This window comes from Brevibacterium salitolerans (assembly GCF_039531405.1).
Lineage (GTDB): Bacteria > Actinomycetota > Actinomycetes > Actinomycetales > Brevibacteriaceae > Brevibacterium > Brevibacterium salitolerans.
In genome coordinates this window covers 325,737-345,034 of sequence record NZ_BAAAPZ010000004.1, presented here as the reverse complement: position 1 = coordinate 345,034, position 19,298 = coordinate 325,737, and the positions used below count along the sequence as shown (strand labels likewise).

The 19,298-nt window shown below is 69.3% G+C and carries 14 protein-coding genes; 6 read left to right on the top strand and 8 right to left on the bottom strand.

The window, feature by feature from the left end; genetic code table 11:
* Positions 1-30: 30 nt before the first annotated feature.
* From ABD240_RS07115 to ABD240_RS07095, 5 genes are all read left to right on the top strand, one after another.
* Positions 31-675, top strand: coding sequence for a Jag family protein (locus ABD240_RS07115; protein ID WP_291791955.1), 645 nt, complete (start codon positions 31-33; stop codon positions 673-675).
* On the top strand, positions 672-1,313 hold the full coding sequence (gene rsmG / locus ABD240_RS07110) for a 16S rRNA (guanine(527)-N(7))-methyltransferase RsmG (RefSeq protein WP_291791958.1): 642 nt from the start codon (positions 672-674) through the stop codon (positions 1,311-1,313). The genes ABD240_RS07115 and rsmG overlap by 4 nt, the downstream gene beginning before the upstream one ends.
* 191 nt (positions 1,314-1,504) lie before the next feature.
* Positions 1,505-2,401, top strand: coding sequence for a ParA family protein (locus tag ABD240_RS07105; RefSeq protein WP_291791964.1), 897 nt, complete (start codon positions 1,505-1,507; stop codon positions 2,399-2,401).
* Between the two features lie 556 nt (positions 2,402-2,957).
* Complete coding sequence (locus ABD240_RS07100) at positions 2,958-3,896, top strand: ParB/RepB/Spo0J family partition protein (RefSeq protein WP_344336559.1); 939 nt, start codon at positions 2,958-2,960, stop codon at positions 3,894-3,896.
* Positions 3,897-5,708: 1,812 nt separating this feature from the next.
* Positions 5,709-6,335 (top strand): M23 family metallopeptidase, encoded by a 627-nt coding sequence (locus tag ABD240_RS07095; RefSeq protein ID WP_344336557.1) that lies wholly within the window; start codon positions 5,709-5,711, stop codon positions 6,333-6,335.
* A gap of 168 nt (positions 6,336-6,503) precedes the next feature.
* Here the strand turns inward: ABD240_RS07095 and ABD240_RS07090 are convergent, their stop codons facing one another.
* The 8 genes from ABD240_RS07090 to ABD240_RS07055 all read right to left on the bottom strand — a co-directional run bounded on the left by ABD240_RS07090 (position 6,504) and on the right by ABD240_RS07055 (position 18,130).
* Positions 6,504-7,652, bottom strand: coding sequence for an N-acetylmuramoyl-L-alanine amidase (locus ABD240_RS07090; protein ID WP_291794015.1), 1,149 nt, complete (start codon positions 7,650-7,652; stop codon positions 6,504-6,506).
* A gap of 184 nt (positions 7,653-7,836) precedes the next feature.
* A complete protein-coding gene (gene trxA, locus ABD240_RS07085; protein WP_291794011.1) occupies positions 7,837-8,154 on the bottom strand; it encodes a thioredoxin in 318 nt (105 codons plus the stop codon).
* 83 nt (positions 8,155-8,237) lie between these two features.
* The gene (gene trxB / locus ABD240_RS07080; protein ID WP_291794008.1) at positions 8,238-9,209 is read right to left on the bottom strand and encodes a thioredoxin-disulfide reductase; all 972 of its coding nucleotides are present in this window, start codon (positions 9,207-9,209) and stop codon (positions 8,238-8,240) included.
* A gap of 94 nt (positions 9,210-9,303) precedes the next feature.
* The gene (locus ABD240_RS07075) at positions 9,304-12,237 is read right to left on the bottom strand and encodes a protein kinase family protein (protein ID WP_344336554.1); all 2,934 of its coding nucleotides are present in this window, start codon (positions 12,235-12,237) and stop codon (positions 9,304-9,306) included.
* A gap of 247 nt (positions 12,238-12,484) precedes the next feature.
* Positions 12,485-14,119 carry a murein biosynthesis integral membrane protein MurJ gene (murJ, locus tag ABD240_RS07070; RefSeq protein WP_344336552.1) on the bottom strand — a complete coding sequence of 545 codons (1,635 nt, stop codon included), beginning with the start codon at positions 14,117-14,119 and terminating at the stop codon, positions 12,485-12,487.
* Positions 14,120-14,206: 87 nt separating this feature from the next.
* Positions 14,207-17,374, bottom strand: a complete 3,168-nt coding sequence (locus ABD240_RS07065) for a DUF6049 family protein (RefSeq protein ID WP_344336551.1) — start codon at positions 17,372-17,374, stop codon at positions 14,207-14,209.
* A complete protein-coding gene (locus tag ABD240_RS07060) occupies positions 17,307-17,807 on the bottom strand; it encodes an NUDIX hydrolase (RefSeq protein WP_344336549.1) in 501 nt (166 codons plus the stop codon). Before ABD240_RS07060 ends, ABD240_RS07065 begins: the two co-directional genes overlap by 68 nt.
* Positions 17,808-17,917: 110 nt before the next feature.
* The gene (locus ABD240_RS07055; RefSeq protein ID WP_291798713.1) at positions 17,918-18,130 is read right to left on the bottom strand and encodes an AsnC family protein; all 213 of its coding nucleotides are present in this window, start codon (positions 18,128-18,130) and stop codon (positions 17,918-17,920) included.
* A gap of 285 nt (positions 18,131-18,415) precedes the next feature.
* On the opposite strand from ABD240_RS07055, the gene ABD240_RS07050 reads away from it, so the two are divergent.
* On the top strand, positions 18,416-19,228 hold the full coding sequence (locus ABD240_RS07050; RefSeq protein WP_344336546.1) for a HEAT repeat domain-containing protein: 813 nt from the start codon (positions 18,416-18,418) through the stop codon (positions 19,226-19,228).
* Positions 19,229-19,298 lie beyond the last annotated feature (70 nt).

Here is a 19,298-nt window from a genome sequence, read left to right as displayed (position 1 = left end):
GTGAGCGGCCACCTCCACGAAGGGACGATCATGAGCGACGCCGAGAAGACACCGGAGTCTCCCGGGCACGGATCCGTGCCCGGTGCCGCTGATGTGCCGCAGGAAGCCCCGGTGACCGCCGGGGAGCATGCTGCTCAGGGCGGCGCCGCGGAAGCGGCAGGGGAGAGCGGCCCGGACGGCCGGGCGCAGGAGGCGAAGCGCAGCAGAACCGAACTTCTGGAAGAGGAGGGCGACATCGCCGCCGACTACCTCGAGGAGCTGCTGGACATCGCGGATCTCGACGGTGACATCGACATCGACGTGGTGGACGGTCGCGCACACGTCGCGGTGGTGAACGAGGAGGGCGGAGATGACCTCCGGAAGCTGGTGGGCGCAGACGGACAGGTCCTCACTGCCCTGCAGGAGCTCACCCGGCTCACGGTGCAGGCACAGACCGGTCAGCGCTCCTGGCTGATGCTGGACGTGGACGGCTATCGCGATCGCCGGAGGAACGATCTCCGCGCCCGTGCGCAGAAGGCTGTCGACTCCGTGCAGGAGACAGGTGAAGCCGTCGCCCTGGAGCCGATGAACAGCTTTGAGCGCAAGGTGGTGCATGACGTCGTGGCCTCGGCCGGACTGCGTTCCGAATCCGAGGGCGAGGGCGACGGCAGGCACGTCGTCGTGCTGCCGGCATGAGCGCGGAGGCAGAACCGCTCGAAGCGATGCCCGCCTACGTGACGGAGCTCTTCGGCGACCGCACTGCCCTCGCACAGCGATACGCCGGGCACCTCGCCACGACGGGTGTGGAATGGGGCCTGATCGGCCCCCGGGAGGTGCCGAGGATCTGGACGCGGCACATCCTCAACTGTGCCGTGCTCGCAGAGCTCCTGGAGGCCGGCGACGAGGTGGGGGACATCGGGTCCGGTGCAGGACTGCCCGGGCTCGCGCTGGCGCTGGCTCGTCCCGACGTCTCTTTCGTCCTCGTGGAGATCATGGAGCGCCGCGTGGAGTGGCTGCAGATGGTCGTGGACGATCTGGGTGTGGAGAACGTCCGGATCGTCCGCGCACGCGTGGAGGAGCTCGTCGACGAGGAGATGTTCACGGTGGTGACGGCTCGCGCCGTGAAGAGCCTCTCCACGCTCATCGAATGGACGGTGCCCGTCCTGGCACCTGAAGGGCGCATCCTGGCCATCAAGGGGGAGCGCGCTCCTGAGGAGGCGGAGAAGGCGGCGAAGCTCATCCGGAAGAGAAGGCTCGAGGGACCTGTCTTCCATCGTCTGGGCAGTGAACATCTCGACGTTCCGACCACTGTGGTGGAGCTGCGCCGGCGCTGATGTGACGTCACTCCCCTACGGGGACGAAGGGAATATATACCGATAATCGTACTGGCTGTTGTGGGCGGTGAATCTTCTGTGGCCGGTCCCTGTTTCACGTGAAACAGGGACCGGCCACAGAAGATTCACCGCCTGCCCTCAAGAGTAGAATGACCGGGTACCCCACATCGAACGAACGCGGAGTGATCCACATGCCTGTGATGGACGAGTCGACTCCGCTCGGCGCTCAGATCGCACGAGACAACATGCGAGCCGAGCGCCTGGCGTCGACTACCTTCCCCAAACCCGCTGAGACGCGGATTCTGACCGTCGCCAACCAGAAGGGCGGCGTGGGGAAGACCACGACGGCGGTGAACGTGGCTGCTGCGCTTGCGTATCACGGTCTTGAAGTGCTCGTCGTGGACATCGATCCGCAGGGCAATGCCAGCACTGCGCTGAGTGTGGAGCATTCCACCGGGGTCGCCGGCATCTACGAGGTGCTGATCGACGACTACGACATCTCGCAGGTGGTGGCGGAAGCGCCGGACTTCGAGACGATGAAGTGCGTGCCCGCCACCATCGACCTCGCCGGGGCGGAGATCGAACTCGTCTCCAAGGTCGCACGTGAACTGCGCCTCCAGCGTGCGCTCGGGAAGTACCTGCGTGAGAGGGAAGCCGAGGGCAACCCGGTCGACTATGTGCTCATCGACTGCCCGCCCAGCCTCGGGCTGCTCACCGTCAACGCCTTCGTGGCTGCCCGTGAGGTTCTCATCCCGATCCAGTGCGAGTACTACGCCCTGGAGGGAGTGAGTCAGCTACTCAAGAACATCCAGCTCATTCAGCAGCATCTGAATCCCGAGCTGTGGATATCCACGGTTCTGCTCACCATGTACGACGGGCGCACCCGGCTGAGCGCCCAGGTGGCGGAAGAGGTGCGAGCGCATTTCGGCGAGCAGGTCCTCGACACCGTCATCCCGCGGTCGGTTCGGATCTCCGAGGCGCCGAGCTACGGCAAGACAGTCATCACCTATGAACCGAGCTCTACCGGCGCGCTCTCCTACAGGGAAGCTGCGGAGGAGATCTCTTTGAGAGGAGCAGCCAATGGCTGAGAAGAGGAAGGGCGGCCTCGGGCGCGGCCTGGGGTCCCTGATTCCCACCCCTGAGACGGGGAGGCCGGCTGATGTCTTCTTCCCTCGCAGTGAGCGCGACGAAGCAGCTGTGACCGACGGGTCCGAGGCCGAGGGCAGCTCACCGCGACGGTCGGCGGATCCTGCCGAGTCGATGCGGCGTGCGCAGGCGGGACGCCGGACCGCGGCGCCCAAGAAGGCGCCGGCGAAGACGGGGAAGAGCGCCGCCTCCGGGGCCTCAGAGAAGGGGCAGACGAAGAGGACCGATTCTGCGCGGGAGACCGCAGGCCCTGAGCAGAAGGCGTCCGGCGGTTCGCGGAAGGCCTCCGCCGCGAAGCCGAAGACCGGCGCGGCGTCGAACGGAACTGCCAAGCAGCGGGCTGCCGGTAAGGGAGCGACGGCTGCTGGAAAGGCGGCAGCTGCCGCAGAAGCCGAGTCGGAGAAGGTCTCCACGTCCACGGCTCAGCGTGTGCGGGATGTGACTGAGCCTGTTGATAGAGGCGTCGTCGGCGAAGGGCCCGCAGCCCAGCCTTCCCCCGTGAATACAGGGGACACACCGTCTGCGGCAACTGTGGATAATCCGGTGGAAACCGCTGTGGATGCCGCTGTGGATCAAGGAGAAGCCGCCGGGGCCGTTTCACGTGGAACGGGGGACGAGCAGGAGCTCGTTCCGGTTCCGGGAACCACCTTCGGTGAGATTCCCATCGAACTGATCCGCCCCAATCCCCGCCAGCCCCGCGAGGTCTTCGACGAAGACGCGCTTGAGGAGCTTGTCACCAGCATTCGCGAGATCGGTGTGCTGCAGCCCGTGGTGGTGCGACGACGCAGCGATGATCCTGCGAAGTATGAGCTCATCATGGGTGAGCGGCGATTCCGCGCGTCGCAGGAGGCCGGCCGTACGAGCGTGCCGGCTATCGTCCGAGAGACCTCGGACGACGATCTCCTTCGCGATGCGCTGCTCGAGAACCTCCACCGCGTGGATCTCAATCCGCTGGAAGAGGCGGCCGCCTACGCGCAGCTGCTCGAGGACTTCGACTGCACGCAGGAGGAGCTGTCCGGCCGTATCGGTCGCTCTCGTCCGCAGATCTCCAACACGCTGCGGCTGCTCAAGCTTCCTCCCATGGTACAGCGCCGTGTGGCAGCAGGTGTGCTGTCCAGCGGACATGCGCGGGCGATCCTGGGCCTGAATGACGCTGCGCAGATGGAGGTGCTTGCACAGCGAGTGGTGGCTGAAGGCCTTTCGGTGCGTGCTACGGAGGAGGCGGTAGTCCTTCTCAACCGCGGGGAGAAGCCAGCCGTTTCACGTGGAACGAAGGAGGCGGATCCGGCCCTGACTGAGCTCGCCCGCAGCATTGGGGACCGCCTTGAGACGCGGGTGAATGTGACGATGGGGAAGCGCAAGGGAAAGCTCTCCGTGGAGTTCGCCGATCAGGCCGATCTCAAGCGCATTCTCGAGTTGCTGGGCATCTCACAGTAGGTCGTTCAGCCTCGCAGAGCGAGTAGTCGACACAGCCGGTGCACGCTCATGGTGGAGCGTGTCGTGAACGCAGTGGCCGGGGCATAGTGCCCCGGCCACTGTCATATGCGCTCGCACTCGGCTAAGTCCCGTGTATCCGCGGAGATGAGGAAGTGACGCCATCAGCCGATAGAACGAAGTCACCCGTCCGCGATGCGCTCCCTTTCACGCGGGCGGTGCAGGACGTGAGTCGTTCTCGCGTGGATGGGGGAGCAGCAAAGCACGACTGTCGCACTCCATGGTCCCTCGCGCCGTAGTCCGTGTGGATGCCGTGCTGTGCGGCCGACTTGCTGCTGGCAGGCAGCTCGAGTACACACAATTATGTGAGCGTGTGAGCGTGTGAGCGTGTGAGCGTGTGAGCGTGTGAGCGTGTGAGCGTGGCGGCGGGCGGTGCTGACTGGATGTTTCACGTGAAACAGGGGGGCGGGGTGCGACGCGCCGCTACACGCGATCTGGATCCGGCACCGTACGGCCGCGGGGACTGTCCTGGAATGCGCGACTCGATTGCGCACGATGCTGGCAGTGCTCGGCGCGACGCTGTCGGGGCGATGCGACTCAGCTGCGGATCCCCTTCTGCTCATGCAAGCAATGAAGCGCCTCCCGTGCTTTCAGTATCGATCGTCTCTCGGAAGCGAGGCGGTCACCCCTGGCTCTCCGGTGACACCTCCGGTCCCGTTTCACGTGAAACGACCGGACTAGACATGCTCGGGCATCCGGAACCTCCCCAGTTGATGTGGAACGGATAGCCTTCCAAGGCCTCTGCCAGTACCTCAGGACGACCTGGCGACGGGGGAGGCGCGGCAGCTATGCACGACGCGCTTGAGCCGTACTGTGGGAGCTTTGATTCCTCAGGATGCAGGGCAGGGCTTCATCTCGGGACCATTGACTGTATGGCGTGTCGGTCAGATCAGAAACAGCGAGAGGATCCCCAGAGGGGCGACCTGCCGATGAACGCGAGGAGGTGCCGATGGCCCGCCCGCACGTGTCCGGGGCGCCATGGTCCGAGGCGAACTGTACTGGGCGGATACCGCTGGGACAACGGCACTGAGCGAATGGCACTGGGAGAACGCTGTAGGACGGATGCTGTAGGATGCGTCCACTCGTTGTCGGTCCGCTCAGCGCCCGCCCCCACTGGTCCTTTCTCCCACAGTGCTGGCATGCGCTCAGAAGCGCCCAGCGGTAGAGCATTACCGTACGTCAGTTGCCTGGAACGCGTGGCGCATCTCCGCTGCACGTGGGGACCTGTACTCACACGTCCGGTGCGCGACTTCCAGCACGCGAGCTGTCCACCAGCTCCGTCCCGGCTCTGTGCGGAGACTGAATGGTCGGAAGGGCCGCATGCGTGCTGGCAGCCTGCGCGGTCGGCTTGGTGACGGGGCCCCACGCCCGGCCGGGTGCCGGGATCGCTCATAGGTTCTCTGCATCCCCTTTTGCCTCACTCGCCCGCATGTTCCGCCTCTGTCAGGACACTGCTCACGCCGTCAGGACACTGCACACATCACGCTGGGAACATCGACCTCCGCAATGCCGAAAGGCGCTGGGGCGGTGGGCGGATGCTGGTGCGGAGAATGCCAGGAGACGCATGGGCTGCGGCTCGCAGCCGCGCAGCACAGACGCCGATGTTTCGTACGGAAGAGGTATCAGTTCCCGGTGTACAGCGCCTGCAGACCTACGCGCCTATGGGCGAGTAGCCGAGAGGTTGATGAGTAGGGTCGATTCGATCCGTGCTGTGGCGCATATGCTGAATGAGATTCGAGTGCAGGGAGGCAGCGCGTGAATGCGATCGTCGAGTTGAGCTATCCCTTTGGGGGCCACTGGCGCGTGCGGAACAGTCCTGCCGACCGTGTCCCCAGCCATGGCACCCGGCTCTACGCCTCGGCATATGCGATTGACTTCGTTCCTGTCGATGAACGAGACATCTCTGCGCGGATGGGATTTCAAGCGTTCATGCGTCCGGAGGCTCCTGATCGCTTCGCTGGGTTCGGACGTCCGATCCTCTCTCCGGTGGCCGGAACAGTCGTGTCTGCGCACGACGGGGAGGAGGATCACACCGCCTACAGAGGCATTCCGTCCGTGGGGTATGCACTGACGCAATACCGGCGAGCAGCGTTCGGATGGCGGGCGTTGGCGGGCAACCACGTCCTGGTGGAGAGCAACGGCGTGGTCGTCGCTCTCTGCCATCTCCGGCACGGAAGCGTGGCGGTGCGTCCCGGTATGCGAATCCGGAGGGGTGAGGTCCTGGGACTGTGCGGCAACTCGGGCAACAGTACGGAGCCCCAGGTTCACGTACAGGCCATGGACGGTGCCGATATCGCCTCCGCTGCTCCAGTGCAGATCGTGTTCAGCGGCAGGGTGCCGAAGAGCGGTGAGATCGTCCGCGCGGGGAGAGCGCTGGCATGAACCGGCGGGAAGCCTCAGCAGACAGACTCGATAGGCGTGAAAGAGGGGCTGTGCTCCCCGTGAAAAACAGTTTCACGTGAAACACAGCCCCAGGAAGGCGGCCTCTCAATGCCGGGCCGTGCGGCGGGAGATGCCTGTGGCGAACCCGACGATGCGCTCCGGCAGGCGTCACCTGTCGGAGTCGGACCGCTCGATCATCGCGCGCAGGGCCGTGAGATCGACCGTGCCCGTTTCCGGATCATTGCGTTCCGTGAGGTACAGGCGCTGGAGGGCGACGGAGACGGATTCGGCCACGGCATCCCTCACCACTGCGGAATGGAGCCGGCGACGATCCTCCGGGTTCGTCATGTACCCGACCACCACGTGAGCGGTGGGCACTCGGTGCTTCTGCAGCGAGCCCCAGGTCCGTGGATGCGTGCCGCAGTCGAGGAAATCCGTGCGCGAGGCGATCTCACGGCTGATGAGCTGTGAGAGCCTTCGTCCGATCGGTGACTGTTCGCCGTTGACGGAGCCGAAGTAGAAGACAGCGACTCCGTTGGCGGCGGCATCGGAGTGCAGGTCCTGGGAGATCGTGATGAGTGCGGAGCTCTTGGTGTCCGCGAGCTGCTCCGCCTCCCGGTTGTCCGCGTCCATGACGAAGGGGGAGGCGCCGACCGCCGCCAGCCGGCCGGCGATGCGCCGAGCGATGTCGCCCGAGTACCCCAGCATCTCCGCATCGTGTTCGCGGTGAAGCTGCGGATCGGGTGATACCGGAATCTGAGGCGCCGCGTCGATGAGGAAGGTGCGCCCGGAGAGCGAGGGGCCGTCAGAGCGCAGCCGTGCGGTCTCGCGCAGGGCGAAGAGATCGCCGCTCGCCTGTCCGCGGGTGACGGCCGAGAGCCCGCGGAGCGTGCGGGGCCCGGCGACGCCGTCCACCTCGAGCCCCAGGCTCTTCTGGAGTTCGCGCACTGCGGCATGCGTCCGTTCCGCGAACACGCAGTCCACGCGCCAGGCGTAGAGCCCCAGCCGTGCGAGGCTCCGCTGCAGTTCGGCCACGTCGTCGCCGGCGAACGGACGCACAGGGTCGAAGCGGAGGACGCGGTCACCCAGGCGATGACGTGCCAGCTCCACCTGCCCCCAGGTCTGCTGGCCGAGCACACCGTCCGTGTACAGGCCCCTGTCCTGTTGGAACGACCGCACCGCGTAGTCGAACATGTGGTCGAAGACGCTGCTGGAGGCGTCTCCGACGGAATACCCCAGCCGGCTCAGCTGGGCCTTCACCGCGGGGAGCACGGCATCGTCGTCACCCAGGCGGTAGGTGGTGGTGTGGCTAGTCATCTGTCTCGTCTCTGGCTCGGTTCCGGCAGGGAGTGCGGGAGCTGTGTCCCTGTCGCTCGGTGTCCTCGCTCCGCCCTTGCAGCAGTCCCTCAGTGCGCCTCAGGCGCCCGTTGATGCTACAACGGGCGCCTGAGAGTTCCTGAAGGCCGGTGAAGGGCGTCAGGAGGTGCTGCGGGGACGCCGCTCAGAGGGAGGGCTCGATCTCCTGCAGCAGTGCCGGCTTGGGCCGAGCACCGATGATCTGCTTGACGACCTCACCGTTCTTGAAGAGATACATCGCCGGGATCGAGGTGATGCCGTAGGAGCCTGCGGTCTGCATGTTCTCGTCCGTGTTCACCTTGACCACCTTGAGGCGGTCGGAGAGCTCCTCCCCGATCTCGTCGACGATCGGGGAGACCATGCGGCACGGACCGCACCAGGGCGCCCAGAAGTCCACGAGGACGGGCTTGTCCGATTCGAGGACCTCGGCGGAGAAAGTGGCATCTGTGACTTCGAGGGACATGTCGTCCTCCTTGCAGTAGCGGTGGTCTCGGTATGGGGGAGCTGTCGGGTTCGACACCGGCAGCCGGATGGAGGGTGTGGGGCTCAGGCGCCTGCGACCGCGGTGAGAGGAGCCTCGGCGGCAGCCTGGTCGCGGTCTGCCAGGTAGTGTTCTGCATCCAGTGCGGCGGAGCAGCCCGAACCTGCCGAGGTGATCGCCTGCCTGTACACGGGGTCGATCACGTCACCTGCGGCGAAGACGCCTTCGAAGCTGGTGCGGGAGCTGCGTCCCTCGACGGCCAGGTACCCGTCCTCACGGAGCGTGAGGACGTCTGCGAACAGTGAGGTGCGGGGATCGGACCCGATCGCCACGAACATGCCGGTGACGGGCAGCTGGCTCCGCTCGCCGGTGACGGTGTTCCGGATCGTGAGGCCCGTGAGGGAGTCCTCACCGTGGATCTCGTCCACCGCCGAGTCGAAGAGGAACTCGATCTTGGGGTCCGCCTTGGCGCGGTCCTGCATCGCCTGGGACGCACGGAGCTCCTGGCGACGGTGGACGACAGTGACCTTGGAGGCGAAGCGACTGAGGAACGTCGCCTCCTCCAGCGCGGAATCGCCTCCGCCGATCACGGCGATCTCCTGGCCCTTGAAGAAGAAGCCGTCACAGGTGGCGCACCAGCTGATGCCGTGGCCGGAGAGCTTCTTCTCGTTGGGCAGTCCGAGCTCGCGGTACGCGGAGCCGGTGGCGAGGATGAGGGACTCGGCGGTGTACTGCGCGCCCATCGCGGTGACGAGGCCGTGGGCACCGGGCCGGAAGTCGATGGTCGCCACATCGTCGTACACGACGGTGGCGCCGAAGCGTTCGGCCTGCTGGCGCATGCTCTCCATGAGCTCCGGCCCCTGGACCCCCTCGGGGAACCCGGGGAAGTTCTCCACGTCCGTGGTGTTCATCAGCTCGCCGCCGGCGGTCACGGAGCCCGCGATGACCACGGGTTCGAGGTTCGCGCGTGCGGCGTAGATCGCTGCCGTGTAGCCCGCCGGGCCCGAGCCGACGATCACGAGGCGGTGGTTGGTCATGTCCCTCCTAGGTCTCAGCAGGCCAACACGGCGCTGCGGACGAATATTCCTCTGTGCGATCTCCGCACGGCCTGCTGAGCACCGCGCAGGCGCATCAGTCGATCTCGACGTGAGTGATCTGTCCGCGGTAGCCCTCACCCGCAGGTGCGAGCTCCGTGTACCAGACGAAGACGTACTCGGCGGTCTGGGGCTCGTCCAGCTCCACCGTGGTCGAGCCGCCGTCGAGCCGGGCTTCACCGACGGTCTCCGCATCCTCCGGATCGTCGGAGTCGCCCACCCGGATCTCCACCGTGGAGCCCTGGTCCGGGGAGTCGATGGTCACGGAGGAGACGGATGCCTCCTCCTCGAGCGCGAAGCCGAGGCCGAGGCCCGACTTCAGGCTGCCGAACGCCGCCGAGTTGTAGCGGTCCGTCTGCCACTGGCTGTCGTCATCGGAGAGGACGTTGTCCACCGCGGTGGGATTCTCCGAGCCGTCGCCCTCCGGGTCGAGGTCCGTCACCGAATCGATGGCGGGTGCGGGGCCCTCCGGTTCCGCGGACGGCTCCTCGCTGGGTGAAGGCGCCTGCGAGGGCACTGCTGTGGGTGCGGGGTTGGGCTGGGGTTCGGAGGAGCTGCTGAGGTTCCTCACCGCGATGATGCCGAACACCACGGCGCCGATGAGCAGGATCGCACCGATCACCGTCCAGACGATGGCCCCCCGGCGTCGCCGCGGCTGCTGCGGAGCCGCCGGCGCTGCCGCCGCTCCACCGCCGTTCTGCGCCGGGCCGGACGGAGAGCCGGCGCCGGCAGCTGCAGCCGCACCTGCGCCCGTTCCGGCCGCGAGCCTGACGGCGCCGGGACGATCAGGCGTGCCGGAGGTCTGCTCCTGCGCGGAGTGCTGCGTCTTGGGCCGTCCTGCCGACTTCCGTGGACCGGCCGGCTCCGCGCTCCGAACATCCTGCGACGAGTTCTGCGAGGTGGCGGTACTCGGCGCTGCTGCGCCGCCTGCGGCAGGTGCATCCTGTGCCGCCGCTGCGTCCTGCGCAGAGTTCGAGTGCGCGGTCGGGGCGGACTCTGACCCTGCCGCCGCCTGCGCACCGGACGGTGTTCCATCCCCGGGATGAGCCTCTGTCTCTGACCCTGCCGCAGCCTTGGCCTGCGGCTCGCCGCCGGTGCCGGTGTGCGAATCACCGTCTGCCGTCCGAGGTGCCTGCGCCGCGGCAGCTGCGGCCGTCGCCTTCCGGTGCCGGTCGCGGCGCTGCTCCGCGGCGAGTGCGCGCTCGCGTGCCTCCTCGTTGAGCCGGCGCTCACGCGCCCGCTCGCGTTCGAAAGCGGTGCGCTGGCGCTCCAGCTCCTCCTCGCGCGTGGTGAACATGCCGCCCAGGAACCAGGAGCCGTCAGCGGCCTCCTCGCCGTCGCCGCTCTCTGCGGACACGGGTGCGGTTCCGTCCGCCTCGGAATCGACCGTCATGTCCTCGGTGACCACGGGCATCTGCTGGGTCTCGAGGTTCTCCGTGAACAGCTCTTCGCGGTTCATGATGGGAGCGGTGAGATTGCGGTCGTACTCCTGTTCGGCCAGCCCGGAGTACTCGGAGATCGTGTCCTCCGGATCCCACTCCGCCGTCTCCGCTTCCGCCAGCTGGTGGGGGGAGAGCGGGAAGACGCTGGCTTCACGCATCTGCATCTGCTCGTCCAGCTTGGTGTGCACCCCGTCCGCTCGACCGGCGGAATAGCCGGAGACGCCGGGACGCGTCATCCCGATCCGGGCGAGAGCCGCCTGGATCTGCGCGGGTGAGGCGCTGCGCTTGGACGGTGCCGGTGCGGGGGCCGGCCGGGGAGGCGCGGCCGCAGCCGTGGGGCGGGCACCGGACGCGCCCATCCCCGTGGTGGAGCGGGGGCGGCCCGTGTTGGCCGTGGGCTTGGCACCCACGGAACCGGAGCCGGCGGAGGTGCTCGCCGTCTCGCCCGCTCCCGAGGCGTCGCCGGCACCGGCGACCGTGTCGCCGGAGGACGCGCTCCCTGAAGACGTCTCGGACCGGTGGCCGTCAGCGGCGGCACCGGCACCCGGTGCCGGCGTTCCGGGCGTGCTCGCGGCGGCTGCGGAGGCCTTCTCCCGGTCTCCCTCCGGTGCGTTCGCCTCGGCGTCGTCGACCGCGCCCGCCCGGGCGGAGGCGTCTCCGTCGGCAGAGGCCGTTCCGGCGGCGCCCTCCGCGAAGAGTTCCTCGTCCGGCAGCGGGGAGCCCTCCAGCTGCATGAGCGAGTCGCGGTCCCACTCCCGCAGATAGCGGACGATCTCGCCGGGGGAGCGGGGCCCGGGGTCGGTGCGGGAGGTGACGCCGGTGATGAAGCTGTAGAGGTCCTCGGGCAGATCCGCGCGCAGCGTCTCCACGTCCACCACCCGGGTGTTCTTGCGAGGAGCGGCGGGGAGCCCGGCGCGGGACTCCGGCTTGGGCCACATGCCGGTCAGGCAGGCGTAGAGGATGTCGATGACGGCGAGGGCGTCCTCGCGCAGGGCCGTGGAATCGGTCTGCGGGGCCAGGTCCAGTGCGAGTTCGGAGAGCGCGGCGTCGATGGCGATCCCGTGCACCACGACGTCGCCGTCGCGGGTGATGCCGATGGACTCCGGTCCCAGGCAGCGGTGGTGGAGGCCCCGGCGGGCGGCGTGCACGAGCACCTCGGAGACCTCGCCGGCGATCGCGCGGGTGGGGGCAGCGTCGATGGGTCCGGCGCTGAGGATCTCCGCGAGCGAGGTGGCCGCGGTGCGGGAGCAGACCACGTAGACGACGTCCTCGCCGTCCTCCGTCGAGCCCTCTCCCACGTCCAGCACGTCCGGCACACGGGGATCGCTGATGAGGGCGAGCCGCCGTCCGGTGTCCATGAGGTCGCCGGCGAGCTCCGGTGCGGCGGCGTAGAGGATGACGGGATCGTCGAGGATCGCGTCCAGTGCCAGGCACACGACACCGGCGTCGGGGCGGTCGGCCAGCCAGGGGCGTTCGATGGCGGAGACGACGTATCTGTCTGCGATGACCGCTCCGCGCTCAATCCTCAACTGACGTTCCTCCTGATTGCGTCCGGCGTTCCGGCTGTCGATTCCGCCCACTCCACAGGCACCCGGAACAGCCTGCTCAGTCTATCGGCGGTCCCTTGGCGGAGCCTCAGAGACACTGTCACGAAAGGACCACAGGTGCGTCTCAGTCCTGCAACGGCAGGCGGCCACGGCCACCTGCTGTCGGGGCGCCTGCGCTGATACCGCTCGTCCTGCAACGGCACGCGAGCACAGTCACCCGCTGCGCGGATCAGCGGCGCAGCTTGGACCGGACGGTGGCGAGGATCTGCTGCAGCTCCTCGACGCGGAGCACGTAGCAGACGACGACGTAGAGGATGAGCATCCCGCCTGCCAGCAGCACACAGGTGACGAGGGCGCTGAACAGGGTGGAGTAGGCGCCCGCCCCCAGGAAGTGCAGGACGATGAAGCCGGAGCAGCCTGCGACGATCCCGGCGAGGAGGAACTTCACGTGGGCGAAGAAGACGCGGCCCAGCTGCAGCGTCCTGAGCCTCTTCCGCAGAATGACCGCGGACAGCACGGTGGAGACCAGGTAGCCGAAGCTCATCGCCAGACCGATGCCGGCGACGATCCAGGTGGTGGGCAGGAAGGCGCCCGCACAGAGCACGCCGGCGACGGTGACGAGGGTGGCGGGGACCTGCACCCAGAAGGGGGTCTTCGCGTCCTCGTAGGCGTAGAACACCCGCTGCAGGAGGTAGTTGGCGCTGAAGGGGACCAGGCCGGCCAGCATCGTCACGACGACGGGTGCCAGCGCCTGCGCGTTCGCCATCGAACCGCCGCCGGTGATCACCATGGCCGCAGGCACGGAGAGCGCCATCAGGCCGGACATCGCGAAGACGTTGACGAAGCCCACCAGCCGCAGGCCCAGGCCGAGCGAGGAGCGGACCGACTGTGTGTCCCGATCCGCCGCGTAGGTGCTCAGCTGGGTGAAGAGCGCGGTCGCCAGTGAGACGGCCACGATGGAGTGCGGGAGCATGAAGATGAGGTACGAGGTGGTGTAGGCGGCGTTCGAGGCGCTCGCCTCGGTGCCGTCCGAGGTGGCGGTCGAGGCCACGCGCGAGGTGACGACGAAGGCGAGCTGGCCGATCAGCATCATGCCGAAGGCCCAGCCGGCCACGTGCCCCGCCCGGCCCAGCCCCACCCCGCGGAACCCGAACCGGGGACGCCAGACGTAGCCGATCCTCGCCAGGGGCCAGAGCAGGATGAGCGCCTGCCCCACCACGCCCAGAGTCGCGGAGCCGGCGAGGACGGCGATCATCGTGCCGTCCCACGAGACGACCGGATGCTCGCCGTTGTCGCCGCGGCCGAACAGGGCGATGAAGACGCCCAGGCCCGCGATGGAGATGACGTTGTTGAGGGCCGGCGCCCACATGTAGGGACCGAAGTTCGACTTCGCGTTGAGCACCTGGCCGAGCATCGTGTAGAGGCCGTAGAAGAAGATCTGCGGCAGGCACCAGAAGGCGAAGGCGACCGCGAGTGCGCGCTGGTCGTCGCTCCACGCGGGCGAGGAGTAGAGCCGGATGAGCAGCGGTGCGCACAGCGTGGCGACGATCGTCACGGCGGCGAGGGCGAGGATCGCGAGGGTGAGCAGCCGGTCGATGTAGTCCTTGCCGCCGTCCGGCCGCTTGGCCGCTCGCACGATCTGTGGAACGAGCACCGCGTTGATCACGCCGCCGGAGAGCAGCATGTAGAGGGTGTTCGGAATCTTGTTCGCCACGTCGAAGGCGTCCGCCGTGCCTCCTACGGCGACGCCGATCGCCACGATGAGCATGGCGGCCTTGACGAAGCCGAGGATGCGCGAGACGAGCGTGCCCGCCGCCATGACGGAGGAGGACTTGGCGAGTGAGCTCAGCCGGTTCTCGGCCACGTGATTCCTAACATCGGGGAGCGGTGGTCAGCAGGGGCTCCTGGAGGAGGCCCTGCGCGAGGCGCCGTGCGGGCGGCCTCGGCGGCATCAGCTCTGTGCCCGTGCCACGGCGGCGTCGAGCTGGCTCTTGGGGATCTTACGCCTGCCGCGGCGGATGGTCCTGACGAGGCCGAACACCAGCACGAGGGCCAGCGCGGTGCCGACGGCGAGCGTGGCGGTGTTCTCCCAGTCCGCACGCACCCTCACCAGCAGCTCCGTGGACTGCGGCATCCGTGTGCCGTCCATGCTCAGCACCCGGACGTGGGCACGGACGTCCGCGTTGGCCAGCCCGCGCACGGGCACCTCCACGCTGCGCGCCTCCCCGGGGCCCAGGGTGAGGGGCTCCGACTCCTCGGTGCTCAGCTGCGGGGTCCCGGCCTCCACCCGGAGGCGGACGCGGGCGGAGCGGTCCGTGGTGTTCTCCACGCGGACGGGGATGTGGGCCTGCTCGCCCGTGACCAGCAGCACCGAGGACCCCGGTTCCGGGCGCACGCCTCCGGCCAGCGCGGCGACCCAGCCTCGGGTCCGCTCGGAGCAGGCGTCCGTGCCTGACGGCGAGTCGGTCTCGGAGCCGGACCCGGCATCGGCCCGGGTGTCCGTGCCGCCGGCGGGAGCGTCCCCGGAATCGCCGGCGCGTCGGGCCTCGATCCGCTCCGTGCCCGTGCAGGTGAGGAGGGAACGTGCCATGTCCCGGCGTGCCTCGGTCTCGTCCGTGAACACCGCCGAGGCCGCCTCGCCCTCGCCGTAGGAGCGCCCCAGATCCGTGAGCAGGTTCTGCGCCTGCTGCGCGCCGGGTGCGCTCTCCTGGTCCGCGGAGGGCTCCACGAGCGCACCACGTGCCACGGGCTCGGTCTCCGCGAGGCTGTCGAGGGACTCGGAGCTCAGCCACGGCGCGCTGCTCAGCTCCTTCGCCAGCTGCGGGAGGTCCGGGCCGGCGGCCTCGCGGGGGAGCGTGAGGAGCATGTGGCGGGAGTCGAAGGGGCGCTCGGCCGTGATCGCGGCGGACGTCGCCAGTGCCTCACCGGGTGCGCGCGGGCGTCCGCGTGCCTGTTCGGCCGCCGTCTCGCTGAGCCCGGAGTCCGCGATGAGGGTGTTGAGGATGCGGGTGGCGCCGTCCGCGCCACCTCCCTGCTCCGACCGGTCTCCCGGCTCCGCGTCCGGGGGCGGTGCGTACGCGGACTGCGGGTCCCCGTGCGTGTCCATCGTCGAGTAGGCCGAGGACGTGTAGGAGGTGATGGAGGGCTGCTGGGCGTCGGAGAGGATGAGCGTCTGCCCGCCCTGCTCCGCCAGGGCCGTGAGGTCCGCCCGGCGCACCGTGTCTGCGGCCGGCCACATGATGTCCGTGCGGAGGCTGTCCGCGAGCGGACCCGTGAGGCCCCGTTCCGTGTCCGCCTGGTCCAGGAGGCCGCCGAGGCCGTCCGCCAGCTGCGCCGCCTCGTCCGCGGCAGCGGACGCCGTGCGCCCGCGGACGGACCGTGCCTGCTCCTCCGCAGAGGTCTCCGCCGCCGAGGCCTGCGAGCGGAGCGCTGTGACGTGCGCGTCCGCCCAGGGCAGGGGCAGCACCTCGCGGTCCGCGGCGAGCTCGGTGAACTCCGCGTACCACTCGGCGAGGCGGGGGAGGCGTGCCGCCGCGGCCTCCGGATCGGGTGCCTCCTCCGTGGCATCCGCCGAGGGGCCGTCCCCGGTGCCGTCGTCCTGCCCGTCCCCGGCGCCCTCGTCCTCGGCCTCCTGTGCACCGGGGCCGTCCGTGCCCTCGAGGGAGGCCGCACCGGATTCCGTCGGGGTGTCCGCGGGCGGGGTGTCACCGGACTGTCCGTCGTCCGAGGGTGAGGCCCCCGGCGTGCGCGCTCCGTCCTGTCCCGCCGAGGCCGGGGCCTCCGCGGTCGGATCGTCCGCAGGGGCTTCCGGCTCGTTCTCCGGCAGCTCGAGGGCGGCACGGGCGGAGGCCAGCACGCGCGGGTCCACGGCGAGTGCGGCGTCGTCCAGCTCCCGTGCGGCCGTGAGCGAGCGGTCGAGGGCACCGGCGAAGGCGCCTCGGGCGGAGGGGTCCGCCGCGCGTTCCAGGACCTCTGCCTCCAGGAGCGGGCCGCCGTCCGCGGGGACCGCGTCGAGGGTGACGGGGAGGACCGTGGAGACGACGGTGGGGTCCACCCCGGGATCCGGATGCCAGACGGTGAAGGCGGGGGCCGTCTGCTGCACCGGTGTGGTCGCGGGGGTGGTCTGTTCGGCGGGATCGGACTGCTCCGCGCCCTCGGCCGGCTCCGGGGCGTCCGTCTGTCCGGGAGTGTCCGTCCCGCCCGCGCCCTGCGTCTGCTCTGCCGTGAGGGTGACGACGAGGCCCAGTGCGCCCCAGCTGTCGATCGCCGAGCCGGCGGGCTTCATCCGGTCCGCCGGGACGGTGAAGGAGAAGTCATGGCTGTCGCCGGGGGCGAGCGTACTCGGGAGCTCCGGGGCCTCGTAGGCGGGGGAGCCCGCCCGGTTTCCGGAGGACTCGTCCGCGCCGTCCTCGCCCGAGGCGCCGGTTCCGTCCCCGCCGTCCGCGTCCCCGCCGTCCGTGTCCTCGGAGGAGGCGATGAGGAGCGGCGAGTCCTGGTCCTCCGTCCACGCGGCGATGTCCGTGCGGGCGCTGATCTTCTGTGAGGACCGGGAGAGGGTGAGGGACTCCGGAGCGAGGGGGTCGGCCGTGCCGTTGACGACCTGGCCCGTCACCTCCAGCGCTCCGTCGCTGTCCACCCAGGGAGAGACGGAGTCGATGCGGACCTGCACGCTGCCGGTGGGCTCGTTCTCGTCCTCGTCCGCTGCGGCCGAGGCCTCGGGAGTCCCCTGCGTGCCCGTATCCATGTCACTGGAGGCGGCGGCGCCATCGGGGGCTTCGGAGGCAGCGAGGGCGTCGGACGCGAGGGAGTCCGAGGGTTCCGGAGCGGCCTGGGCAGGCGCTGCGAAGGCCGCGGTGCCGACAGCCAGCGCGAGAGACGCGAGGCTCGCACTGATCCGCGCCAGTGCACGGGCCCGCCGCCCACCGGCCGGCGGGGACGGATGCGACCGGCGGCGGTGCGGGCGTGGCAGAGGCGCCTCTGCCGCGGAGGGGGGCGGGAGAGGGGAGGAGCGCCGGGGGCCGTGGGGCGGAGGGGTGGCTGCGATCACGTGCTCAGCGGAGTGTCTCGGGCGGCAGGGACGGGATGAGGGAGCGTGCGGCCGCGACGATGCGCCGCTCATTGGCGAAGGAGAGCGTCTCGCCCAGCCGATCGAGCGGGAACCAGGCGGCGTCCACGGCCTCCTGGTCCGGGTCGTTCTCCACCGTGATGGTGCCTCCGGTGGCGCGCAGGAGGAAGTGGTGCACGACCTTGTGGATGCGGTTGCCGGACACGGAGAACCAGTAGTCGACGCTGCCCAGGGGTGCGATCACGCTGCCGGACACCCCGGTCTCCTCGGCGATCTCCCGGCGTGCGGCCTCGGCGGCGGTCTCGTCGCCCTCGAGGTGGCCCTTGGGCAGGCACCATTCCAGACGTCCTGCACGGTTGATCCGCGCGATGATCGCGACGTTGAGCTCCGCGGAATCGAAGTCGACCACGATGCCCCCCGCGGAGGTCTCCTCCGTGGTGGAGGTGCGCACGGGGAAGGGCCCCGGCTTGGGCATGGGTCGCGACATGACTCCACTCTATCCAAGCGGCATAGGAGTTCCTGGGACGCGGAGCGGTCCGGCGGGAACGGGCGCCGGACATGAGCGCAGGTGGCGCGCCGGGGGACGGGCGGAGGCGGTCAGCGCCTGCCGTAGCGCTTGTGGGCCGCCTGCTTGGAGATCTCGAGGGCGGCGGCGATCGCCTGCCATGAGTGCTCACGAGCGCGGGCGCGGCGCACCTGTTCCGCCTCTGCCCGTGCGAGAGCCCGCTGCGCCTCGCGGATGCGGCGCAGTTCCGCGAGGGGTTCACCGTCGTCGGCGAGGTCGAGTGCCGTGCGTGCTGTCGTGCTCATGGCGTCAACCGTAGATGACGATTCATGAGACGTCAATGATGGTTGACTGCGTATGCGGGTGATGCGGCTGGTGCGTGCGGTGCGGCTGGAATGGGTGGTGCGGCTGGAATGGGTGGTGCGGGAAGTGTGGCTGGTGCGGGGATGTGACAGGCGGGGACGCTGCGACCGGCACGTGGTCGTGGCGGGTGCTTCGGTGAGGATGCCTCCTCCAGTTCAGGTGCCTCCACGGAGAGGTTGACCCTCACACTGTGTGAGGGTCGAGGCTGTCCGCAGGAGGTGGTCGTCGTGGAGCGACAGACTCAGCTGGACCGGCAGGTGCCGGCGGACCGGCAGGCGCGGCTCGAGAGGGCGCTCAGCACGGGGGACGCCTCGGCGCGCCTGCGGGCTGCACTGCAGGCGGGGACCGCACCGGAACCCGGTGACGCGGAGGTGCTGGTGCGCCGCTGCGAGACGGAACCGGACTTCTTCGTCCGCGACATGCTCACCTGGGCGCTCACCCGGAATGCCGCCGAGGCCGTGGTGCCGCTGCTGCTCGCCGAGCTGGATTCGCCGGTGGCCCAGGCGCGCAGTCAGGCGCTGCACACGCTCTCGAAGATCCGCGACGCCTCGGCGTGGCCGGCACTGCGGGAGTCCCATCTCACCGACCCCGACGACGAGGTGGCCCGCGCCGCCTGGCGCGCCGCCGTCGTCCTCGCTCCCGAGGAGGACCGCTCGGCTCTGGCTCGTGTGCTGGCCGGTCAGTTCGGCCGGGGCGAACTCGAGGTGCAGCGGAGCCTCAGCCGTGCGCTCGTGGACCTCGGGGAGGCCTCGGTCGCGGCGGTGGAGGACGTCATCGCACGGACGGAGGCCCCGGGATCCACGAGCGATGTGGGCCTCGCACAGGATGCGGGCCTGGGGCAGAACGCGGCGCAGGCGCACGGTGAAGAGCAGGCGCACCGGGCAGATCGGGTGCACGGTGCAGAGCGGGTGCACGCCCACGCGCTCGCCACGGAGGCTCTGCGGCGCGACCCGGACATGGGTTTCGCCGAGGCCCTCGAGGAGGCCAAGCGCGTGTCCGTCATGGGGGTGGACGCGGAGGGCGGAGCTGCGGTGGACTGACCTCGGGTGCCGGGTGCCGGGTGCCGGGTGCCGGGTGCCGGGTGCCGGGTGCCGGGTGCCGGGTGCCGGG